Raw genomic sequence first — 20,186 nt, 5'->3', positions numbered from 1 at the left:
TTGACACATCGTCGTTCCAAGCCAATAATGCGCGCCACTTGGCTACATAGCTCAGTTGGTTAGAGCATAGCATTCATAATGCTGGGGTCCGGGGTTCAAGTCCCTGTGTAGCCACCAAGTACTAAAAACGGCTTACCGCAAGGTAAGCCGTTTTTTTATGCCTGGAGAAAAGTACCGCGCAGCTCACGCCAGTATCCGCCCCGCCGTTGCAGCTGGCGCCTGCCGCCGATACAGTCGCCCACTCTATTTGTCCACGGACGGAGTGCCCTCGTGTTCCCAGCCTTCCCTACACGCCGCTTGCGCCTCGGCGCCCTGTCGCTGCTCGCCACCGCGCTGACCCTCGCCGCCTGTAGCGCACCACCGGCCTCGACCGCCGTCAACGCCCTGCCCGCGGCCCCGGAAATGGCCTCGGGCTTTCGCACCGAGCTGAGCACCCAGTACGCCAGCAAGCACATGGCCGCTGCGGCCAATCCGCTGGCCGCGGCTGCCGGGCGGGAGATGCTGCGCCAGGGCGGCTCGGCCATCGACGCGGCCATCGCCATGCAGGCGGTGTTGACTCTGGTAGAGCCCCAGTCCTCGGGGATTGGTGGCGGCGCCATGATCGTGCTGTGGGACGGCAAGGCCGTGCGCACTTACGATGGCCGCGAAACCGCACCGGCTGGCGCCAACGAACGGCTGTTCCTGCAGGCCGACGGCAAGCCCATGCCGTTCCCGCAGGCACAGATCGGCGGGCGTTCCGTCGGCACACCGGGGGTCTTGCGCGCACTGGAGATGGCGCACCGTGAACACGGGCGCCTGCCATGGGCCAGGCTGTTCCAGCCGGCCATCGAGTTGGCGCAAAAGGGCTTTGCGATCTCGCCACGCTTGCACACGATGATTGCCTCCGATCCTTTCCTGCCGCGCACCCCCGACATGGCGGCGTATTTCCTCAACCGCGATGGCAGCCCGAAAGCCGTCGGCACCCTGCTGCAAAACCCGGCCCTGGCCAAGGTCCTCGAACGCATTGCCAAGGAAGGTCCGGACGCCCTGTACCAAGGGCCGATTGCCCAGGAGATCGTGGCCAAGGTCCAGGGCCACACCAACCCCGGCAGCCTGTCGCTCAATGACCTCAAGGGCTATCAGGCCAAGGAGCGCGCGGCACTGTGCACCGACTACAAGCGCTGGCAGGTCTGCGGCATGCCGCCGCCCTCGTCTGGCGGGATCGCCGTGGCACAGATCCTCGGCACCCTGCAGGCCCTGGAAGGCCGCGACAGCCGTTTTGCCCTGGCGCCCCTCAGGCCGATCAAGAGCGACCGCCCGGCCGGTCTTGAGCCGGCGCCTGAGGCCGTGCACCTGATTGCCGAAGCCGAACGCCTGGCCTACGCCGACCGCGCGCTGTACGTCGCCGACTCGGACTTCGTGCCGGTGCCGCTGGCGGGCCTCCTCTCCCCTGCTTATCTGAGCAGCCGCGCCGCCTTGATCGGTGGGCGCAGCATGGGCACTGCCAAGCCAGGCACACCGGCAGGTATCCAGGTGGCGTACGCGGCGGATCGCTCGCCCCTGCGCATCTCGACCTCCCAGGTGGTGGCCGTCGATGACCTGGGCGGTGCCGTGTCGATGACCACCACCGTGGAAGCCGCCTTCGGTTCGCACCTGATGGTGCAGGGTTTCATGCTCAACAACCAGATGACGGACTTCTCGTTCATCGCCGAAGAACACGGCCAACCGGTGGCCAACCGCGTCGAGCCCGGTAAACGCCCACGCTCCTCCATGGCACCGACGCTGATCTTCGACCGCCAAAGCGGCGAGCTGCTGGCCACCGTGGGTTCACCCGGCGGTTCGCAAATCATCGAGTACGTCACCAAATCGGTGGTCGGCATGCTCGACTGGCAACTCGACCCGCAAGCCGCCATCAGCCTGCCCAACTTCGGCAGCCGTAACGGCCCCACCGAACTGGAGCGCGGCCAGTTCAGCCCGGCGCTGATCCAAACGCTCAAGGACAAAGGGCATACGGTGAACGAGATCGACATGACCAGCGGCACCCAAGCCATCGTTCGCGTGCGCGACGCACAGGGCAAGGCGGCCTGGGCCGGTGGCGCCGACCCACGGCGTGAAGGGGCGGCGCTGGGGGATTGATCGGGAAACCGGACAGGAACCGCGCGGCCCGCCGCCTACGCCGCTATACGCAAATGAACCAGGGCCAGCCGGCGGCCCTGGGGATCCTGGCGCTCTTGAATGGCAAACGGGGTAAACCCCAGCTTGGGGTAAAGCAGCAACCCGGCCACGTTGGTGTTGAAGCACGACAGCGTCACCTCCCTGGCCTGGTGCCGGGTGCGGGCAATCGCGATCATCTGCTCGATCAGTTGCGCGCCGATGCCCTGGCCCCGCACCTCAGGATCGACGATCACATTGCCGATGGTGCAGGTGCCCGCAGTTGCCCATTGATAGAAATTGGCAAAGCCTGCGACCACACCGTCCAGCTCGATCACTGTGGAGTCCGAACGTTTGTCGATCGAACCCTGCAATTGTTCATCGGTCAGCGGCCAGGTGGCGGCCGGAAAAAAGAAAAACTGCTCTTCCTGGGTACGGGCAAAACCACGGATCCGCGGAATATCCCGGGCTTCTACCGCTCTGAACGTGATGGTCATGGGTGGGGTCTCCTTGTCCCTTATTTCAACGATTGGCAAACAGCAACGTCAGCGATGACAAAGGTGCGACATCGGTCAGGGGGGGACCGCCATTGCTCAGTCATCGGTGCACACGCTGGAACAGCGTTTTTACTCGACCTTGAGCCCATCAGGCAACCGGTTATCCGGCTGACAGCCCACCCACACCTGAGATACCGTGGGCGCCAGTGCCCCCCATGATGAAGACTGCCCATGAGCAAGCCAAAACGCCTCACCGACTGGTTGCATCGAGCCCCTGAAGCAGGTGGACTGGAGCGCATCGAGGCGTATTTTTCCGGCCACGGGTATGACCTTCACCGCCACGATACCTACGCCATCGGTCATACCCTGGCCGGGGTCCAGAGTTTTCAGTATCGCGGTGGTTGGCGCCACAGCCTGCCCGGCAGCACCATGGTGCTGCACCCGGATGAGGCCCACGATGGCGAGGCCGGCACCGAAGAGGGCTTCAAGTACCGGATGCTGTACGTCGAGCCCGCGCTGATCCAGCAGATGCTCGGCGGCCAGCCGTTGCCCTTCATCAAGCACGGCATCTCCACTGATCCGCGCCTGTTCGCCACCACCGGCGTGTTGCTGCAAAGCCTCGATCGACCGCTCGACCCGCTGGAGCAACAGGACGCACTGTTTGACCTGGCCCAGGCCATGAACGCGGTGTCCGGTGTCCCCGCCCGCCGCCAGCGCTTCGATTATCTGGCAGCAGAGCGCGCCCGCGAGTTCATGCACAGCGCCCTGGATCAGCCGGTGACCCTGGACCAACTGGCCGAACACAGCGGACGCGACCGCTGGAGCCTGTCACGGGACTTTCGCTTGCTGTTCGGCACCAGCCCCTACCGCTACCTGACCATGCGTCGCCTGGACCTGGTGCGGGCGCTGCTGATGCAAGGCGAGTCGCTGAGCAACGCCGCGCTGATCGCCGGCTTCAGCGATCAAAGCCACATGACCCGGCAATTCGGCAAGACCTATGGCCTGTCGCCCGCGCGCTGGATGAACATGCACCGCGCCTGAGCGCCGCACAATCGTGCAAGAGCGAGACGCAGGTCCTGGGTACCCTGGGCTCATCATTGACCTCCGGGAGCCCCGCCATGCCGTCCTATCAAAGCCTCAACCTTGCCAGCAAACTGCAACAGATCAACGAGCACTGGTCGCCGCGGGTGATTGCCGAGATGAACGACTACCAGTTCAAAGTGGTGAAACTGCTGGGGGATTTCATCTGGCATGATCACCAGGACACTGACGAAACCTTCATCGTCCTCGAAGGCCAGTTGCGCATCGATTTTCGCGATGGTCAGGTACTGGTGCGCAAAGGCGAAATGTACGTGGTGCCCAAGGGCGTCGAGCACAAACCCTATGCCGAGCAGGAAGTCAGCCTGATGCTGATCGAACCCCGGGGCGTGCTCAATACCGGTGATGCAGGGGGCTCGCGCACGGCGCAGAATGATCAGTGGATCTGAAGCTCGACGCCCAGACGCTGAATAAGGAGATTCAATGCTCGCCTTCCCCACCCTCGACACCCCGCGCTTGCACCTGCGTGAGATCCAGATGGACGACGCGCCGCAATTGCTGGCGATTCATGGCGACGCCCAAGCCATGAAGTGGTTCGGTATCGACCCACTGACCGAGCTGGCCCAGGCCGAGGAACTGGTCGAGACTTTCGCCGCCTGGCGCACCCACGCCAACCCCGGTACCCGCTGGGGCCTACAGCTCAAGGGCGAGGACCGGTTGATCGGTAATTGTGGGCTCTTCAAATGGAATCGCGGCTGGCAGAGCTGTTCCCTGGGCTTCGCCCTGCTGCCCTCGGCCTGGGGCAACGGCCTGATGGGCGAGGCACTGGAGGCGGTACTGGCCTGGGGCTTTGCGCACATGCAACTGAACCGCGTGGAGGCCCTGGTTCATCCACGCAACCAGGCCTGCCTGAACCTGCTCCAGCGCCAGGGCTTCAGACAGGAAGGGCGGCTGCGCGAGGCCGGGTTCTGGTCCGGCCGGCACTGTGATTTGCTGATGCTGTCACGCTTGCGCAGCGATCACTGAAGCCCTCACGTGGCGAGCTGATTGGCAAACTGGCCGACCGCGTCGACCACTTTCTGCGCGCCGTCCTGAATCTCGACAATCACCGTCCCCGCCTCGGCCGCCAGAGCCAAACCTTGCTCGGCCTGGAGTTTGCTGTCGTTCATCAGCACCACCGCATCGCGCACCATGTCCTGGTTCTGGCGCACCACCCCAACGATTTCGTCGGTGGCTTTACTGGTACGCGAAGCCAACTGCCGGACTTCGTCCGCGACCACGGCAAACCCGCGGCCCTGCTCACCGGCGCGGGCCGCTTCGATGGCCGCGTTGAGCGCCAGCAGGTTGGTCTGCTCGGCAATGCCACTGATGGTCTTGACGATGCTGCCAATCACCTGCGACTGCTCGTTCAGTGCCTCGATACCCTCACCGGCCTGCTGCATGTGGCGGGCCAGCTCACGCATCACATCGACCGCCTGGGTGACCACCGCCGTGCCACGTTGCGCGCTGCTGTCGGTCTGCAACGAGGTGGTGTACGCGATGTTGGCCGCCTCGGCGACCGCCTGTTCCTGATTGACCTGGTCGGTGATGATGGTCGCGAACTTGACGATTTTGTACAGCTTTTCATTGGCATCGCGCACCGGGTTGTAGGACGCTTCCAGCCAGACCGCCCGCCCGTGACTGTCGACCCGCTTGAAGCGGTCGGCGACGAACTCACCGGCGTTCAAGCGCTGCCAGAACGCCTGGTAGCCCGCACTCTGGTGCTCCTGCGGCTCACAAAACAGGCGATGGTGCTGGCCCTTGATTTGCGCCAGGGTGTAGCCCATGCCGCTGAGAAAACGCTCGTTGGCCATTAGCACGTGGCCGCTCAGGTCAAACTCGATCACCGCCGTGGAGCGCACCAGCGCACCAACCAGATTCTCGTGCTCGCGAGAGGCTTCGATGGTGCGGGTCAGGTCGCTGGCGTAAATCGATATGTGCTTGACCCGCCCGTCCGGTCCACGCACCGGTTGTGAGATTGAGCGCAACCAGGCCTCCTCACCGCTGCCGCGAAGCAAGCGCAGGGCGCCAGCGAAGTGCTCGCCACGGGTCAAGGCATGGCGAAAACGCTGGTGAAATTCGTCGCTCTTGACGTGCGGCGCAACGATGTCGTCGATCAGCCGGCCAATCAATTCGTTGCCCTTGTAGCGCATTTGCTCGGCGAAATTGTGGTTGATCGATTGCACTCGCCCATCCGGGTCCAGCGTGAGCACCAGCATCTCGCTGTCCAGGCTTTCCTTCACTTGTTGAAGGCTGGAGAGTTCCTCGCGAAGAGCTGACAGCTCCTGCTTCAAGCGTTTGTTGAACATGAGGGGACACCAATGGGCCGGGGTGAGTGCATCGCTGTGTTTAACCATCGGCCTTGCGCGGATTTTCTGAAGAGCCTGGCAAGCGTGACCGACAAAAATACTCGGCGACTGCGCCATACCCCTGTTTGGCCGCGCTATGTTGGGCCAGCAACAACCCGCTATAGTCGGCGCAGCCCCTTAAAAAACTCAGGAGACACCCGGCATGGATCAATCACGCAAAGCGCTGTTCGAGGGCATCGCCCAGACGTTGGATCACGGTTTCAACGGTGAAATGCGCATTGGCGGCAACTACGTGCCGGCGGTGCAACATGGCGATGAGGTGTACATCAGCGGGCAGATTCCGCGCCTCGACGATACGGTGAGGGTGGTGGGCCGCGTGGGCGCCGAGGTGTCGCTGGAGCAAGGGCGGTTGGCCGCGAAGATTTGTACGATGCGCGCGCTGGCCATCCTCACGCAGCGAGTGGGTGACCTGGAGCGGATCGACAAGATCTTGCGCATCAATGTCTACGTGCGCAGCGCCGAAGACTTCACCCAGCAAAGTGAAGTGGCGGACGGCGCCTCAGACGTGCTGTACCGGATTTTCGCCGAGGCCGGTGTGCATACCCGCACCTCGGTGGGGGTGTACCAGTTGCCCAAGGGCGCCGCGGTCGAAGTCGACATGATTGTCGCCCTCAAGCCGCTCGCAGCGCCGCTGGATGAAGACTCGATCAGCGATTGACCGCTCTCAGGGACAGCAGGTCGCGCCAGCCGGCTGGGCGACCTGGGGCAGGCGCGAGCCGAAGTACAGCGCCGCACTGATGCCCACCGCGCCCATCACGGCACAGAAGATCACGCAGATCCATGGGCTCCACGGCATCAGGCCGATCAGCAACAGCGGTGTGGTGCTGGCCCATATTGCGTAGGCAATGTTGTAGGTAAAGGAAATCCCCGAGACGCGAATCCGTGCCGGGAACAGGTTGACCATCACCGACGGCACCGCCCCCACCACCCCGCAGCCGAGACCGGCAATCGCATAGGCCAGGCCGATCCACTGCGCTCCGCCAATCAGGCTGCTGTAGAGCACGCCGATGCCCAGGGGCAACAGCAGGCTATAGAGCATCACCGTACGCCAGGCGCCGATCCGGTCGACGATCAACCCGGCGATCACGCAGCCGATGTTCAGGAACACGATGCCCAGGCTGCTCAGCGCAAAGGTGTGGCTGGCGGTCATGCCGAAGGTTTTCTGCATCATGGTTGGCGTGATGACCACGAAGGTCACCACGGCCGAGGTCAGTACGCAGGTGAGGATCACCGCCGGCAGCATCGCCAGGCGGTGATCACGCAGCACCGTGCGCAACGGCAGCTCGACGTGCCGCTCACGGCTTGCCTGCATCGCCATGAACACCGGGGTCTCGTTGAGCCAGCGGCGCAGCCACACGCCCAGCACGCCGAACACCCCACCCAGCAGGAACGGATAACGCCAGGCGTAGTCGAGGATTTCCGCCGGGGTAAAGGCCTGCGCCAGCAAGGTCGCCGTCAAGGCGCCGATCAAGTAACCAAACGTCAGCCCGGCCTGCAGGAATCCCAGGGCATACCCCCGGTGGCCGGCGGGAGCATGCTCGGCGACAAACACCCAGGCACTCGGCACTTCCCCGCCGACGGCGGCGCCCTGGAACACCCGCAGCACCAGCAGCAGCAAGGGCGCGAAATAGCCGATCTGGGCGTAGGTCGGCATGATCCCGATCAGCAGGCACGGCAGCGCCATCATCAGGATGCTCAGGCTGAAGACCTTTTTGCGCCCCAGCCGGTCGGCAAAGTGCGCCATCAGAATGCCGCCCAGCGGCCGCGCCAGGTACCCGGTGACAAAGATCCCGAAACTCTGCAGCAGACGCAGCCATTCGGGCATTTCCGGCGGGAAGAACAGTTGGCTGAGGGTCAGGGCGAAAAACACGAAAATGATGAAGTCGTAGATTTCCAGCGCCCCGCCCAGTGCCGCCAAGCCCAGGGTCTTGTAATCAGACCGGGAGAAAGGGGCGGGTCGAGTGTCGGCAATGGCAGTCATAAACGGGCTCGAAAAATAGGCAAAAAATCACGGCGCCCATGGTCTACGCAAACGCGCTCCCGGACAACCCGTTAGACCATAGTCCCAAGCGCATAAAACACCACTGCCGAGGTGACTTGAATGCCACTGTAAGTCTTGGCTTACAGCATAAATCGCCACTATCCCCTGTCAGGCCTGACAGTAGACGATCTGTGTCATTTGCGAGAGGCTTGAACAACACTCAAGCGTTGCAGGGCTGACAGGATGCCCCGTCTACGGCTGTCGCAGGCTTGAACCAGGCAGGGATGTCTATGAAACCCCAGGTCAATGCCCAGTCCATACACAACGGATGCCTCTATCCTTTCGAGGGGCTCAGCCCCAAGCAGGGTTACCCGTCCATCGCCGACTTCATTGTGGAGTCCGGGCGCGGCGCGAAAGGCCGGGGAGTCATGGCCCTGCGTCACTATCAGCGGATTACCCGAATGTGCCGGGTCTCCGGACAGTTGATCCACACCCCCCAGTTGCACAGCGTCCAGTTAGCGGCGGGCATTCACGCCTATGACCCTTACTTCTGTGGACGACTGCGCCACTCCTGCGACCCCAATGTCTTTCTCGATATGAGCGAGCTCTGGCTATGGGCGCTGCAGGACATTACACCCGGCAGCCCGCTGTGCATGGACTACGCCAGCACTGAAGCCTGCTTGTTGCGCCAGTTTGCCTGTGAATGCGACTCGCCTCAGTGCCGTGGCTGGATCACCGGTCATGATGAACAGCCCAGCGCTGAGGGGCGGCTTTTCCTGCAGCAATGGCATCGCCATGGCTTCTGCTGAACGCCCATCAGGGGAGCCCTAAATGGCACCCACCGGACGCAAGCGATACTGCGGCGGCAGTTGCTCGAAACCACTGATGGTCGCGTTCAGGCTCTTCCAGCGACCGTCCTTGATGCCGTAGATGCAACCGTGGATCGACAGGCTCTGCCCGCGATGCCAGGCATTTTGCACGATGCTGGTATGGCCGACGTTGGCCACTTGCTGGATTACGTTCAGCTCGCAGAGCCGGTCGACCCGCTCTTCTTCAGTCGGCAATTGGGCCAACGCTTCGCGGTGTTCGTAATAGAGGTCGCGGATCGAGCGCAGCCAACCGTCGATCAGTCCCAACTGACGGTCCTGCATGGACGCCCTCACCCCGCCACAGCCGTAATGACCGGTGACCAGGATGTGTTTGACCTTGAGCACGTCAACCGCGTACTGGATCACCGACAGGCAGTTGAGGTCGGTGTGCAACACCACGTTGGCCACATTACGGTGTACGAACAGGTCGCCGGGCAGCATGCCGACGATCTCGTTGGCTGGCACGCGCGCGTCTGAACAGCCGATCCACAGGTATTCAGGCGTCTGCTGGCGGGCCAGTTTGGCGAAGAAGTCAGGATCTTCCTGCTTGATCGCATCAGCCCAGCGCTCGTTGTTATCAATCAGATCTTGTAATTCGTTCATGTTCTGAAGCCTCAAGAATGATGCGCTGGTTTGACACCCCAGCGTGCGCCGGGGTCACGCCGTTATTAGGGCAAATGGCTTGGAATCTTCAAGGGTAGCGCCTGTCCACCCTATAAGCCCCACATTATGAGGATTTGCCATGACTGATTCACGACGTCCGTATGGCGCGGTACAACCCGAGCCCATCGACGACAACGAAGACCGCATGGGCTCGATGCGCGAACTGGACTTCGACGAGGAACCCTCCAGCGCCATCCTGCGCGATGAGTTGCCCGAACACCTGCGCAAGCCACCCGTGCCCCGCCAACCTGCGGCTGAAGCGGGGATGCACGAGACTTCGGCCGATGACGACGACGCCAGCGATGATGACCTGACCCCGGGCAACCTGATTCGTGAAGACGGCGCACGGGACGCCCACGATGTCGGCGAAGGTGATCAGGCCGACTGGGACTTGAGCATAGTCGGTGAGGACGAGATTGGCGGCGGCAATGGCCTGGATGAGGCGGAGCTGGCGCGGCGCGATCCGGTCGACGGCAATCGATAGAACGCCTTGCTCGGTAGGCGCAAGGCTTGCCCGCGAAGCGCCAAGGAATCAGTCGACCAAGGTGCAGGCCATGACCACCGCGTCTTCACGCCCACCGACCGCCGGGTAGTAATCCCGGCGGCGCCCCACTTCGTTGAAACCATAACGTTCATACAAGCGAAAGGCCGCGCGATTGCTGTCGCGCACTTCGAGGAAGCATTCCCGTGCTTGCGCCTTGTAGGCGATCGACATCAGGTGTTCGAGCAGGGTCAGGCCCAGGCCACGCCCTTGGTTTTCCGGTTTGACCGTGATATTGAGCAGGTGCGCTTCATCGAGGATGATCTGCACCACCCCGTGGCCCACCTGTTGCTGCCCCTCGAACATCAGCCAGATCTGGTACTTGCCCAGGCCATCGAGAAAGATCCCGCGGGTCCAGGGATGGCTGAACGCCGCGTATTCGATCTTCAGTACAGCGTCCAGGTCGGCTTCGGTCATGGGGCGGAACGATACAGCGTCACTCATTGGATTCTTTCCAGCGCGCCATCAGCCGACGCATGGCTTGCCAGACATCAGCCTTACGCTGTGGCTCTTCCATTAATAATTCCAGGCCAGGCAGCGCCCAGACCGGCCCCAGGCCTTCGACCTGGAGTTCACGATTGTACGCCTGTGCATCCCCCTCGCCGGCAAACCGCACGGCGGGCAGGCCGATCAGCCAGAGGCAGACGCAGGGCTCATCTTCCAGGCGCGCCGAGACGAAGCCCTGGACGAAATCCCGCGCCGCTTCCGGCCCCTGGTCCAGGGTGCCCCGAGTCAACAGCGGCCAGCGCACCGGCTCGCCGACGATTTGCGGGCTGTCCGGCAGGCCGGCGGCGCGCAGCATGTCCTTGAGCAGCAGGTAGGCCGGGTCGCGCGTTTGAAACGTGTCGCCTGTGGGTAACTCCACCAGCAGCAGACAACGGCCAGCACGCAGCAATTGCAGGGCAAACCGCGGTGGCGGCACGGTCGGGGTCTTGACCACAACCGGGGCCGCTTCTTCCTCGGCCTTGGCGTTGGTACGGGTACTGGCCAGCGACGGGCGCGGCACTTCGATCCTGGGCCGCGCCGCGGGGGCGGTTAGCGGCTCGACCGCGACGGCGACCTTGGCCCCAGCCACAGGCACTGGCGGCTCGACGACCAACGGTTCGACCCGCTCCTGCAACTCGGGCCGCGAGGGGGCGGCAAAGGGCAATTCGGTGCGCGGCAGCCAGTTGACCACCTGCATGGCGGTCAAATAGGCGCGGCGACGGGACTCGATTAGCAAAGGTCGGCCACTTGTGGATAACTGAAAGTGCGGGGATTCTACCGCCCTTCGCCAAAGATCGCCCGCAGTAGCGCAGAGAAAAGCGACAGTCCGTCCCGTCGATCTGCCGAGGGGGATTCTCATCGCCTGCGATGCAGTACAATCGCTGCTTTTAATCGCCAACCAGCCGGCCAATCCAATGATCGAACCCAAGCGCGTCTTGCGCGCCCTCGCCGAACACTGGGCACTTCTGGAGCCACTGTGTGAGCATTTCGACCAAGGCACCCTGAGCCTCAACGAACTGCGCTCGCAACTGGCCGCCCAGCAACTGGACAGCACGCCACAGGACATCACCAGCCTGCTGGACGTGTGGATCCGCCTCGACATTCTGGTTCCGGTGGCAAAAAGCCCGAACCGCTTTGAACTGAACGCGCAGATCCACGATTTCCTGGCCTACCTGCGCCGTGAGCACCGCTTGGGACTGTGCCTGGAGATCGAAGCCTATCTGCGGCACCTGGAGCGGCTGGCCGGCTACATCCAAGACGCCTTCGACATTCGCGATGGCAACGACCTGGCGCGCCAGTTGCGTTTGCTCGACATGCGCGTGCGCGATGTGTTGAAAAAGCTCGCCAACGACGAACAGGCCCTGGTGGCGGTCGCCGAACGGGCCAAGACCAGCGATCGGCAGATCCCGTTGCGCCAGCGTTATGCCGAAGTACTGGCGACCTGGGACGAATATGTCGAGCCGATGATCCAGTTGGTCAACGCCGACGGCGCCTTCGAACAAGGCGTGCGCAAGGTCGAGAACGTCCTGCTCAAGATGCTCACCGAGCAGCAGCGCCTGGGCCATCTGGTCGACGACGACATGCTCTTGCGTACCCATGCACGCATCCTCGAAATGCAGACCAGCGCCCAATTGACCCTGCGCCATGCCCGCGAACTGTTGCTGCCGCTGCGCGAAGAAGCGCGCCGGCACAATGCCGTGACCCGTGGCGCGGCACTGGCCCTGTCGGTGATCCGGCGCAAGGGCATCGACGCGGTGCCACAAGCGGCGATGCCGATGTTCACTCGTCCGCAAAGCACCTTCCTCGGCAGTGCCAGCCAGGTCGAAGCCTACGTCTACGCCCTGGCGCGTTTCGAGCCTAAACCGGCGCGCTTTCCCAAGGCCCACAAGACCCAGACCGGCGAAGCCCCGCGCGCGCCACGTACGGTTCGGGAAATGCTCGAGCGCTGCGAAGACGCGCTGCCGATGCCGGACCTGATGACCTGGCTGCTGGAGCAGGAGCCGGATGGCGCGACCGACGAGCTGCTGTACTGGTTCTCGCGCCTGTCACGGGAAAAACGCTTCAAGCGCGAGCGCCTGGAGCGCCGCGATTACCACACTCACGAGCATCAGGTCAGCCTGCGCTCCTTCGCCCTGCTCTCGGCCGGCACTGACGCCAGCGAGAATTCTGCGAGCACTCCCCATGCATCTTGATCTTTCCGAACTGTCTCAGCTGGCGCCGATCTTTCGCGAGCTGTTCAAGGGTTATCACGTCAGCCGTCGCGATCCTGAGCTGTACGCGCAGTTGTCGAATTTTCAGGACCAGTACCGCACCTTGTTCCGGGCCCTGGGCTTCGAACTGGTGTGCGACACCCGGGGCTTCTACTACTTCGTGCCGGACCTCGCCGCAGCGGCCGTGAACAAGACCGCCCAGCGCCTGGCGCTGTTCACCTTCATCCTGGTCGAACACCTGGCCGATCAGGGCCGCGACCCGATCGCCGTGCTGGACGGCGGCAGCCTGGGCCGCGATGAGTTGCCGTCGTTGCTGGAAAAGTACCGTGACCTGTTCATCCAGGCCGAAGTGCAGACCGTGGAAGAACTCGAAGAAAAAATCATGCGGCGCATGACCCAGCTCGGTTTTGCGGGGGAAGAGAACGGCATCTACCGCTTCCTGCCACCAATGCACCGTTTCCTCGACGTCTGCCTGTCGGTGCAGCAGGACCGCGACCTGGCCGCCAGCCTGCACAGCGTGCTGCCACTGCCGGCGCCGGTGCTGATTGACGACGACAGCGACGAAAAACTGCTGCAGACCGATGATCCGCTGGACCTCAGCGACTTCGCTGAAGACAGTGAAGAAGACGCCCTGGCCCGTGCCATTGCCGAAGAACAGGAGCTCGACGCATGAGCAAGGAACGCTACGGCATTCGCCGCTTTGCCCTATTGAACACCGCCGGCTACAGCCTCGGTCTGTTCCCGCTGGAAGAACCGCTGTCGGTCTACGGTGCGAACAACCTGGGCAAGTCCGCTTCGATCAACGCCCTGCAGTTCCCGATCCTGGCGCGCATGTCGGACATGAGCTTCGGCAAGTACAGCCTGGAGCAATCGCGGCGATTCTACTTCGCCTCCGACACCAGCTACATCCTGGTGGAGGTTTCGCTGCCGCACGGTCCCCACGTGATCGGCGTGGTCGGACGTGGACCGGGCGGTGGTTTTGGCCACCAGTTCTTCGCTTACGCCGGCAAGCTGGACCTGGCCCATTACCAGAAAAACGACACGTGCCTGCGCCAGAAAGAGTTGTTCAGCAACCTCGAACGCGAAGGCCTCAAGGCCTACGAGCTCAAGCCCGATGAACTGCGGCGCCTGCTGGTGGGCGGCCATACGTCAATCCCGCTGGACTTGACCCTGATTCCACTGCGCTCCACCAGTGAGCAGAGCCTGAAGACCTTCCGGGCGCTGTTCATCAACCTGCTGCACATGCGGGAAATCACTGCGGCCAAGCTCAAGCAACTGTTCCTCGACGCTTTCGAACATAGCCTGCGCTCCGGCAGCGTCGATTACATTGCCGCGTGTGAAGAAGCCTTCCGCGATGTGCGACGCATGGAGCAGGACTACAACTCGCTGGTTACCGCCGGCCCCTTGGTCGAAGCCCTGTCCGCAGGCGTGACCCAGCGCAACATTTTGCGCGGCAAGTTGCACCGCATCTCGCCTTTGCTCGACTCCCTGCTGGGCACCTGGTCGGACTACGCCAGTGCGCGCAAGGAAGAGCTGACGATCCAGGCCGAGCACTACCGCAACGAGCAGGACGCCCTGCAGAACGACCAACGTGGTGGCACCCAGGAACTGATGCGCCTGGAACGGGAGATCACCGGCATCCAGCGCTGGCTCGGCGAGTTGTCGGTGCTCAAGCATCGTTTCGCGCTGGTCGACGACGTCAAAGTGCTGGAGCAGCAATTGCTGGCAGCCAAGGATGCCCACGATGAACTGGCCGGCGCCCTGGCCCAATCCCGGCAGTTCAGTGCCGAAGACCTGGAAGAGCGCCTGCGGGACCTGGAAAAACGCCTGAAGTCGGTCAGACAGCAACTCGATCACGCCGACAACAACAGCTACGCACGCCTGCGCGAAGAGTTTTCGCAACAAGACGTTGAACGCCTGATGCGCTTGTTCAACAGCGCACTGTTCAGCCTGCCGTTGGGTGAGCACGGCATTACGCTGGACGAGGACGGTCAGTGGGTCAAATCCCTGGAGCTGATCCTCGACGGCTTCAAGGGTGAGCGTTTCGAAGTGCCGGGACTGTCCATCGACATCTCCCACATCGAACCGCCGGCCCTGCAAGCCCTGGCCGACCGCGCCGCCCTGCGCGACCAGAAAGAGCGCCTGGACAAAGAACTCAAGCAACTCAAGACCCAACAAGCCGTCGCCGCCGACCGCGCTGCCAGCAAGACCCAGACTGAAGCGCTGTACCAGCAGGTGCTGGACGCGCAAAAGGCCCTGGAGGACTTCCGCCGCGCGCAAACCCTCAGCGCCGAGGAAGGCGACAAGCTCGAACAACTGGCGCAGATGGAGGCCGCCCAGGACGAGTTGAAACGCTCCAGCGATGCCTTCACCGAACGCGTCCAGCAACTGTCGGCCAAACTGCAACTGGTCGGCCGGCAGATCGGCGACATGGAAGCCAAGCAACGCACCCTCGACGACGCCCTGCGCCGCCGTCAGTTGTTGCCGGCCGATCTGCCGTTCGGCACGCCGTTCATGGACCCGATCGACGACTCCATGGACAACCTGTTACCGCTGCTCAATGACTACCAGGACAGTTGGCAAGGCTTGCTGCGTGTCGACGGCCAGATCGATGCCTTGTATGCCCAGGTTCGCCTCAAGGGCGTGGCCAAGTTCGACAGCGAAGACGACATGGAGCGTCGCCTGCAACTGCTGATCAACGCTTACGCCCACCGTACCGACGAAGCCCTGACCCTGGGTAAGGCGCGGCGTGCGGCCGTCACCGACATCGCCCGGACCCTGCGCAATATCCGCAGCGACTACGACAGCCTCGAGCACCAGTTGGCGCTGTTCAACCGCGAGATCAACAAGCGCCAGGTGTCCAACCTGCAAAGCTTCCGCATCGTCCTGGCGCCGAACAAGGAAGCCCTCAAGCACATTGACCAGATCATCCACAGTGCCGGTCAGTACGAAGAAGGCGAAACCCTCTCGGTATTCGACCTGAGCCAGAGTGCCGAGCAGGACAACAAGAACGAAGAGGCCAAGGAGTATCTGGCGCGCCTGGTGGCCGCGAACCACAACCAGCTCGGCCTCAAGGACCTGTTCGAACTGGCGTTCGAGATCACCAAGGTCAACGGCCAGCCGGTGATCCACACCGACATCGATGGCGCGGCGTCCAACGGCACCACCATGACCATCAAGGCACTGACCAACATGTACCTGTTGCTGCACTTGATGGACCGCGACCAGGCCGGGCGTGTGCGTCTGCCGTACTACCTCGACGAAGCCGCGGACATCGATGAGAAGAACCAGGCGGCCCTGCTGGAAACCAGCCTGCAACTGGGCTTCGTGCCGATCCTGGCCAGCGTCAAGCCACAGGTCTGCGCCAGTGTGGCGATTGACCTGGAAGGTGGCAGCGGACCGAACGGTATCTACATCGACGAGGCCGACTGGAAGTACATTCGCCGGCATGACGAGGTGAAACCGGCGGTCAGCGTCGAGTCGACCGAAGCCGAGCTGGACGCTGTCTAAACGCTCTATTGGTGCACAACAAAAAAGGCCGCGATCCATTGGATCGCGGCCTTTTTTGTACAGCAGGTTTGGCTTACTTGCCGAGGGAGATTTTCGGCGCCCACTCCAGCCACTCGTCTTCGAACTTGTCGAACAAAGGGAAGGTCTGTTGTGGTCGCGCCGGGTTACCCATGCGCTCACCGTCCGGAGTAGCGAAGGCAACGCCGCCCTGGATCAGGGTTTCCAGGGATTCGGTGCGCACGGTCGCGCCCTTGAACAGGCTGTAATCCAGGCCAAAACCGCTGGTATTCCAGAAGCGCGTGCCGCTGCGTACCAGGGGCGCGTACTTCGGTTCGATGAGGATATGGATCAACACCCGATCCGCGGTCTGCCCCAACTCATAACCGGTGACCTTGCCCACCGTGATTTCACGGTAGGTCACCGGTACCCCGGTTTTCAACGAGCCACGGCGCGCGGCGCTCAGCACCAGTCTCAGGCCCGCCTCTTGCGCGGTGGCTTCGGGTGGCTGCGGCAGGGCAACGAAGTTGTTCTGTGGGCCGAGGTTTTTCGCCGCCGGCTGCACTTCGATGTATTGCCCAGTCACCAGGGTTTCCAGATTGGAAGTCTTGATCAGGCCCAGCTGCGGCTTGACCACCCAGAACTGGCTGCCTACCCGGGCAATACGCTCCGGCACTACGGTGATGCGCGCGGTGAGTAGCACCGATTGCAGGTCGTCGCTGAGGTCGACGTCTTCCACCTTGCCGACATCCAGGCCTTTGTAGCGAATCGGCGTGCCATTGCGCAGACCGTCGCCGCGATCGAGCTTAAGGGTGACCACGGCGCCTTTCTGCGTTGCTTCGTCATGGCTGGTGAACAGGCGGAAGCGCGGGATGCGTTTTTGCAGCGGTGCCTTGGCTTCCGGCGTCTCGAACGCAATACCGCCAGCCATCAGGCTTTGCAAGGACTCGCTCTTGACTTGGATGCCGCCGGTGAGACCACCAGTGAGGGTGATGCCGCTGGCATTCCAGAAACGCGTCGAGGCGTTGACCAGGCCCTCGTACTCCTTCTCGATGTGCACGCCGATGACCAACTGCTTCTTGGTCCGCGAGAACTGATAGCTCTGCACCGAACCGACCTTGACCTGCTTGTAGAGAATCGGGCTGCCGACCTCCAGCGAGCCGAGGTTCTCGGTGAACAGCACCAGGTGCAGGCCTGGGGAGCGCAGGTCCAATGGCGGCGCCTTCGGCCGCGCCTCGAACTCGCGCTTGGGCGCACTGCCTTTGTCGCCCGGACGCACGGCAATGTAGTTACCCTTGACCAGGGCCTCCAGCCCGGTAATACCGGCCAGGGAAATCGACGGCTTGACCACCCAGAACTGCGTACCATCGACCAGGTAATCTTCAGCCAGTGGGTCGAGGGTCAGTTCAGCGGTGGCGCTGGACAGGTCGGAGTCGACCTTCAGGGCCTTGAGATTGCCGACCTGAATGCCTTTGTACATGACCGGTGTACGACCGGCTTGCAGGCCTTCGAAATCGCTGAGCTTGACCTTGACCCGGATACCCGCCTGGGCCGCGTCGAAGTCTTCATAGAGCCGGAACGGCAGGCTCGGGTCGGTGGGCGGACTGTCCTTACGGTTTTCCGGCGTCGCAAAGGCGATACCGCCGGCCACGATGCTGGCCAGCGACTCGCTGCGCACTTTCACACCCGACAGGTTGGCATCAATGCTGATCCCGCTGGCATTCCAGAAACGCGTGTGTTTGCGCACCAGATTGGCGTAAGTGGGTTCGATGAAGACTTTGATCTCGACGGTGCTCTGGTCCTCGGACAACAGGTAGCTCTTCACCTGACCGACCTGGATCTGCTTGTAGAACACCGGGCTGCCGCGGTTCAGCGAGCCCAGGCGATCGGCCTTGATGGTCAGGTGCAGACCCGGCTTGGAGTCCGATAGGGGCGGCTCCTGGGCGAGGGCCTTGAACTTGCGGGTGGGTTCGCCCTCACCCGGGCTGATCGCCACATAGTTACCCGAGACCAGGGTTTCCAGACCGGTAATGCCGGCCAGGGTCACGCTGGGCTTGACCAGCCAGAAGCGCGTGCTGGTCTTCAGGTACTGCTCGACGTCCTTGTTCATCTCGACCGTGGCAATCACCCCACGGCTCTTGCCTTCGTCATCGAGGGCCAGGCTTTTGACCTTGCCCACCGACATGCCTTTGTAGACCACTTCGGTCTTGTTGGCCTGAATGCCTTCACCGCTCTCGAAACGGACCTGGACCTGGATCCCGGTCTCGTTGTAGGCACGCCAGCCCAACCACCCTCCAATGACCAAGGCGATCAGGGGCAGTACCCAGATGGCCGACCAGTTGGAAGCCGGTCGGGTTTTAGCTTTAGGCAAATCAGTCATGGTCGTCGTCCGACTCCGTGTTATCCCAAATCAGTCGGGGATCGAAAGTTACTGCAGCAAGCATTGTCAAAATCACCACACTGGCGAAAGCCACTGCACCGAGATTGGCCTCGATGGTGGCGAGCCGACCAAAGTTGACCACTGCCACCAGAATCGCGATGACAAAGATGTCGAGCATTGACCAGCGGCCAATGAACTCGATGAAGCGGTACATCAGGATGCGTTGCCGCGCGGATAAAGGCTGGCGGCGTTGCACCGAAAACAGCAGCAAGGCGATGCCGACCAGCTTGAAGGTCGGTACCAGGATACTGGCGACGAACACCACGGCCGCGATAGGGATCATCCCGTGCTGCACCAGGGTGATCACGCCGGACATGATCGTATCGCCTTCCCCCTGCCCCAGGGCGCTGACCGTCATGATGGGCAGCAAATTGGCGGGGATATACAGAATCGCGGCGGTGATCAGCAGCGCCCAGGTGCGCACCAGGCTATTGGGCCGGCGAGCATGGACCAACGCGCCACAGCGCGTGCAGGTCTGCTCGTCGGTATCGGGTTCCTGTTTGTTCAACTGATGGCACTCAGCACAGATCAGAATGCCTGCATCAATCGCCCGCATGTGCATCCTCCCCGGATAGCGCTTCCCAGATCTGGTGCGGCGACATCACCACCTCAAGCCAGACCTGAACCAACAACAAGCTGATAAAACACCCCAGGCCCAAGCCAATGGTGATGGACGCCAGGTCAGCCAGCTTGACGATGGCCACCAGCACCCCCATCAGATAAACCTCGAGCATCCCCCAATCCCGCAGATGGTGGTAAATGCGATAAAGCAGCAGGCCGTAGCTGCGCCCGACATCGAATCGAACGCTTAACAACACCAATAACTGACAGAGCAACTTCAGCAGGGGGATCCCCATGCTGCACAGGAACACCACCACCGCCACGCCTTGCATGCCGGTATCGAACAGGCCAACGACACCACTCCAGACCGTGTCGTGTGACGTCTGCCCGAGTAGATTGAGTTCCATGATCGGTAAAAAGTTCGCAGGGACGAACAACAACAGCGCAGCGATCACTAGTGCGAGGCTACGCTCCACAACATTGTGTCGATGGGCATAGAGCTCATAACCGCAGCGCGGGCATAAGGCTTTCTCGTCATGAGCGAGGTGTGGCTTGCGCATCAGCAAGTCGCATTCATGACACCCCACCAAGTTGTCCAGCGGTAAATCTGACAGCCCGCAGGCGTCAACCGGATCTGGCATAGAAGGCTCTGAGTGTGAAAATAAGGGCTCTATTCTAGTGTTCTGGCTCAGAAATAACTGTGCAATTTTGTGTCGATCCTGAAATGTAACTTTCTCCCGGACAAAAACAAAACCCCTACCTGCATACGCAGATAGGGGTTTCGGAATTTAATCTTGACGATGACCTACTCTCACATGGGGAAACCCCACACTACCATCGGCGATGCATCGTTTC

19 protein-coding genes and 1 tRNA gene are annotated in these 20,186 nt (G+C 62.2%); 11 read left to right on the top strand and 9 right to left on the bottom strand.

All coding sequences use genetic code 11. The annotated features are described in order from the left end of the window. Positions 1 to 40 precede the first annotated feature (40 nt). Both AACY45_RS22795 and ggt read left to right on the top strand, forming a co-directional pair. Positions 41 to 117, top strand: a tRNA-Met gene (locus AACY45_RS22795). Positions 118 to 270: 153 nt separating this feature from the next. Continuing rightward, entirely contained in the window at positions 271 to 2,115 is a 1,845-nt protein-coding gene (ggt, locus tag AACY45_RS22790; protein ID WP_339547499.1) for a gamma-glutamyltransferase, read from the top strand. A gap of 35 nt (positions 2,116 to 2,150) precedes the next feature. On the opposite strand, the gene AACY45_RS22785 is transcribed toward ggt, so the two are convergent. After that, positions 2,151 to 2,627 carry a GNAT family N-acetyltransferase gene (locus AACY45_RS22785; RefSeq protein ID WP_339547498.1) on the bottom strand — a complete coding sequence of 159 codons (477 nt, stop codon included), beginning with the start codon at positions 2,625 to 2,627 and terminating at the stop codon, positions 2,151 to 2,153. Between the two features lie 231 nt (positions 2,628 to 2,858). On the opposite strand from AACY45_RS22785, the gene AACY45_RS22780 reads away from it, so the two are divergent. The 3 genes from AACY45_RS22780 (at position 2,859) to AACY45_RS22770 (ending at position 4,691) form a co-directional block, all read left to right on the top strand. Further along, entirely contained in the window at positions 2,859 to 3,668 is an 810-nt protein-coding gene (locus AACY45_RS22780) for an AraC family transcriptional regulator (RefSeq protein WP_339547497.1), read from the top strand. Between the two features lie 77 nt (positions 3,669 to 3,745). Beyond that, a complete protein-coding gene (locus AACY45_RS22775) occupies positions 3,746 to 4,114 on the top strand; it encodes a cupin domain-containing protein (protein WP_339547496.1) in 369 nt (122 codons plus the stop codon). A gap of 34 nt (positions 4,115 to 4,148) precedes the next feature. Then, complete coding sequence (locus AACY45_RS22770; RefSeq protein WP_339547495.1) at positions 4,149 to 4,691, top strand: GNAT family N-acetyltransferase; 543 nt, start codon at positions 4,149 to 4,151, stop codon at positions 4,689 to 4,691. Between the two features lie 5 nt (positions 4,692 to 4,696). Here the strand turns inward: AACY45_RS22770 and AACY45_RS22765 are convergent, their stop codons facing one another. After that, entirely contained in the window at positions 4,697 to 6,013 is a 1,317-nt protein-coding gene (locus AACY45_RS22765; RefSeq protein WP_339547494.1) for a methyl-accepting chemotaxis protein, read from the bottom strand. 202 nt (positions 6,014 to 6,215) lie between these two features. Between AACY45_RS22765 and AACY45_RS22760 the strand changes: the two genes are divergently transcribed. Then, entirely contained in the window at positions 6,216 to 6,731 is a 516-nt protein-coding gene (locus tag AACY45_RS22760) for a RidA family protein (RefSeq protein ID WP_339547493.1), read from the top strand. Between the two features lie 6 nt (positions 6,732 to 6,737). Here AACY45_RS22760 and AACY45_RS22755 read toward each other — a convergent pair whose 3' ends face one another. Then, positions 6,738 to 8,054, bottom strand: coding sequence for an MFS transporter (locus AACY45_RS22755; protein WP_339547492.1), 1,317 nt, complete (start codon positions 8,052 to 8,054; stop codon positions 6,738 to 6,740). Positions 8,055 to 8,344: 290 nt separating this feature from the next. On the opposite strand from AACY45_RS22755, the gene AACY45_RS22750 reads away from it, so the two are divergent. Further along, a complete protein-coding gene (locus tag AACY45_RS22750) occupies positions 8,345 to 8,863 on the top strand; it encodes an SET domain-containing protein-lysine N-methyltransferase (protein WP_339547554.1) in 519 nt (172 codons plus the stop codon). Positions 8,864 to 8,881: 18 nt separating this feature from the next. On the opposite strand, the gene can is transcribed toward AACY45_RS22750, so the two are convergent. Beyond that, positions 8,882 to 9,526 (bottom strand): carbonate dehydratase, encoded by a 645-nt coding sequence (gene can, locus AACY45_RS22745; RefSeq protein WP_095169025.1) that lies wholly within the window; start codon positions 9,524 to 9,526, stop codon positions 8,882 to 8,884. Positions 9,527 to 9,665: 139 nt separating this feature from the next. Between can and AACY45_RS22740 the strand changes: the two genes are divergently transcribed. Next, positions 9,666 to 10,070 (top strand): serine kinase/phosphatase, encoded by a 405-nt coding sequence (locus AACY45_RS22740; protein ID WP_339547491.1) that lies wholly within the window; start codon positions 9,666 to 9,668, stop codon positions 10,068 to 10,070. Positions 10,071 to 10,118: 48 nt separating this feature from the next. Here AACY45_RS22740 and rimI read toward each other — a convergent pair whose 3' ends face one another. After that, positions 10,119 to 10,571, bottom strand: a complete 453-nt coding sequence (gene rimI, locus AACY45_RS22735; RefSeq protein WP_095169027.1) for a ribosomal protein S18-alanine N-acetyltransferase — start codon at positions 10,569 to 10,571, stop codon at positions 10,119 to 10,121. Beyond that, the gene (locus tag AACY45_RS22730) at positions 10,564 to 11,310 is read right to left on the bottom strand and encodes an energy transducer TonB (RefSeq protein WP_339547553.1); all 747 of its coding nucleotides are present in this window, start codon (positions 11,308 to 11,310) and stop codon (positions 10,564 to 10,566) included. Before AACY45_RS22730 ends, rimI begins: the two co-directional genes overlap by 8 nt. A 217-nt stretch (positions 11,311 to 11,527) precedes the next feature. Here AACY45_RS22730 and mksB point away from each other — a divergent pair, with 217 nt between their 5' ends. From mksB to mksF, 3 genes are read left to right on the top strand one after another with little or no spacing between them, the layout of a single operon-like run. Continuing rightward, the gene (mksB, locus tag AACY45_RS22725; RefSeq protein WP_339547490.1) at positions 11,528 to 12,805 is read left to right on the top strand and encodes an Mks condensin complex protein MksB; all 1,278 of its coding nucleotides are present in this window, start codon (positions 11,528 to 11,530) and stop codon (positions 12,803 to 12,805) included. Continuing rightward, a complete protein-coding gene (gene mksE, locus AACY45_RS22720) occupies positions 12,795 to 13,496 on the top strand; it encodes an Mks condensin complex protein MksE (protein WP_095169029.1) in 702 nt (233 codons plus the stop codon). Before mksB ends, mksE begins: the two co-directional genes overlap by 11 nt. Then, a complete protein-coding gene (mksF, locus tag AACY45_RS22715; RefSeq protein ID WP_339547489.1) occupies positions 13,493 to 16,333 on the top strand; it encodes an Mks condensin complex protein MksF in 2,841 nt (946 codons plus the stop codon). Before mksE ends, mksF begins: the two co-directional genes overlap by 4 nt. Positions 16,334 to 16,406: 73 nt before the next feature. Here the strand turns inward: mksF and AACY45_RS22710 are convergent, their stop codons facing one another. Genes AACY45_RS22710 through AACY45_RS22700 form a run of 3 tightly spaced genes read right to left on the bottom strand, consistent with a single transcriptional unit; the run spans position 16,407 to position 19,972 of the window. After that, a complete protein-coding gene (locus tag AACY45_RS22710) occupies positions 16,407 to 18,710 on the bottom strand; it encodes a PqiB family protein (RefSeq protein WP_339547488.1) in 2,304 nt (767 codons plus the stop codon). Next, on the bottom strand, positions 18,703 to 19,326 hold the full coding sequence (locus AACY45_RS22705) for a paraquat-inducible protein A (RefSeq protein ID WP_339547487.1): 624 nt from the start codon (positions 19,324 to 19,326) through the stop codon (positions 18,703 to 18,705). Before AACY45_RS22705 ends, AACY45_RS22710 begins: the two co-directional genes overlap by 8 nt. Then, positions 19,313 to 19,972: a paraquat-inducible protein A gene (locus tag AACY45_RS22700; protein ID WP_339547486.1), complete on the bottom strand. Its 660-nt coding sequence runs from the start codon at positions 19,970 to 19,972 to the stop codon at positions 19,313 to 19,315. Before AACY45_RS22700 ends, AACY45_RS22705 begins: the two co-directional genes overlap by 14 nt. Positions 19,973 to 20,186: the final 214 nt, after the last annotated feature.

This window comes from Pseudomonas sp. RA_35y_Pfl2_P32 (assembly GCF_963970735.1).
Taxonomy (GTDB): Bacteria; Pseudomonadota; Gammaproteobacteria; order Pseudomonadales; family Pseudomonadaceae; genus Aquipseudomonas.
Note: the sequence above shows the minus strand (reverse complement) of the source record. Positions and strands in the feature narration are given on the sequence as shown.

Bases quoted from the DNA above. Each gene is read 5' to 3' on its own strand.
- AACY45_RS22740 (WP_339547491.1), top strand. From the start codon at position 9,666: ATGACTGATTCACGACGTCCGTATGGCGCGGTACAACCCGAGCCCATC.
- AACY45_RS22775 (WP_339547496.1), top strand. From the start codon at position 3,746: ATGCCGTCCTATCAAAGCCTCAACCTTGCCAGCAAACTGCAACAGATC.
- mksE (WP_095169029.1), top strand. From the start codon at position 12,795: ATGCATCTTGATCTTTCCGAACTGTCTCAGCTGGCGCCGATCTTTCGC.
- AACY45_RS22705 (WP_339547487.1), bottom strand. From the start codon at position 19,326: ATGCGGGCGATTGATGCAGGCATTCTGATCTGTGCTGAGTGCCATCAG.
- AACY45_RS22710 (WP_339547488.1), bottom strand. From the start codon at position 18,710: ATGACTGATTTGCCTAAAGCTAAAACCCGACCGGCTTCCAACTGGTCG.
- mksF (WP_339547489.1), top strand. From the start codon at position 13,493: ATGAGCAAGGAACGCTACGGCATTCGCCGCTTTGCCCTATTGAACACC.
- mksB (WP_339547490.1), top strand. From the start codon at position 11,528: ATGATCGAACCCAAGCGCGTCTTGCGCGCCCTCGCCGAACACTGGGCA.
- AACY45_RS22755 (WP_339547492.1), bottom strand. From the start codon at position 8,054: ATGACTGCCATTGCCGACACTCGACCCGCCCCTTTCTCCCGGTCTGAT.
- can (WP_095169025.1), bottom strand. From the start codon at position 9,526: ATGAACGAATTACAAGATCTGATTGATAACAACGAGCGCTGGGCTGAT.
- AACY45_RS22730 (WP_339547553.1), bottom strand. From the start codon at position 11,310: ATGCAGGTGGTCAACTGGCTGCCGCGCACCGAATTGCCCTTTGCCGCC.
- AACY45_RS22780 (WP_339547497.1), top strand. From the start codon at position 2,859: ATGAGCAAGCCAAAACGCCTCACCGACTGGTTGCATCGAGCCCCTGAA.
- rimI (WP_095169027.1), bottom strand. From the start codon at position 10,571: ATGAGTGACGCTGTATCGTTCCGCCCCATGACCGAAGCCGACCTGGAC.
- AACY45_RS22700 (WP_339547486.1), bottom strand. From the start codon at position 19,972: ATGCCAGATCCGGTTGACGCCTGCGGGCTGTCAGATTTACCGCTGGAC.
- AACY45_RS22765 (WP_339547494.1), bottom strand. From the start codon at position 6,013: ATGTTCAACAAACGCTTGAAGCAGGAGCTGTCAGCTCTTCGCGAGGAA.
- AACY45_RS22785 (WP_339547498.1), bottom strand. From the start codon at position 2,627: ATGACCATCACGTTCAGAGCGGTAGAAGCCCGGGATATTCCGCGGATC.
- AACY45_RS22750 (WP_339547554.1), top strand. From the start codon at position 8,345: ATGAAACCCCAGGTCAATGCCCAGTCCATACACAACGGATGCCTCTAT.
- AACY45_RS22760 (WP_339547493.1), top strand. From the start codon at position 6,216: ATGGATCAATCACGCAAAGCGCTGTTCGAGGGCATCGCCCAGACGTTG.
- AACY45_RS22770 (WP_339547495.1), top strand. From the start codon at position 4,149: ATGCTCGCCTTCCCCACCCTCGACACCCCGCGCTTGCACCTGCGTGAG.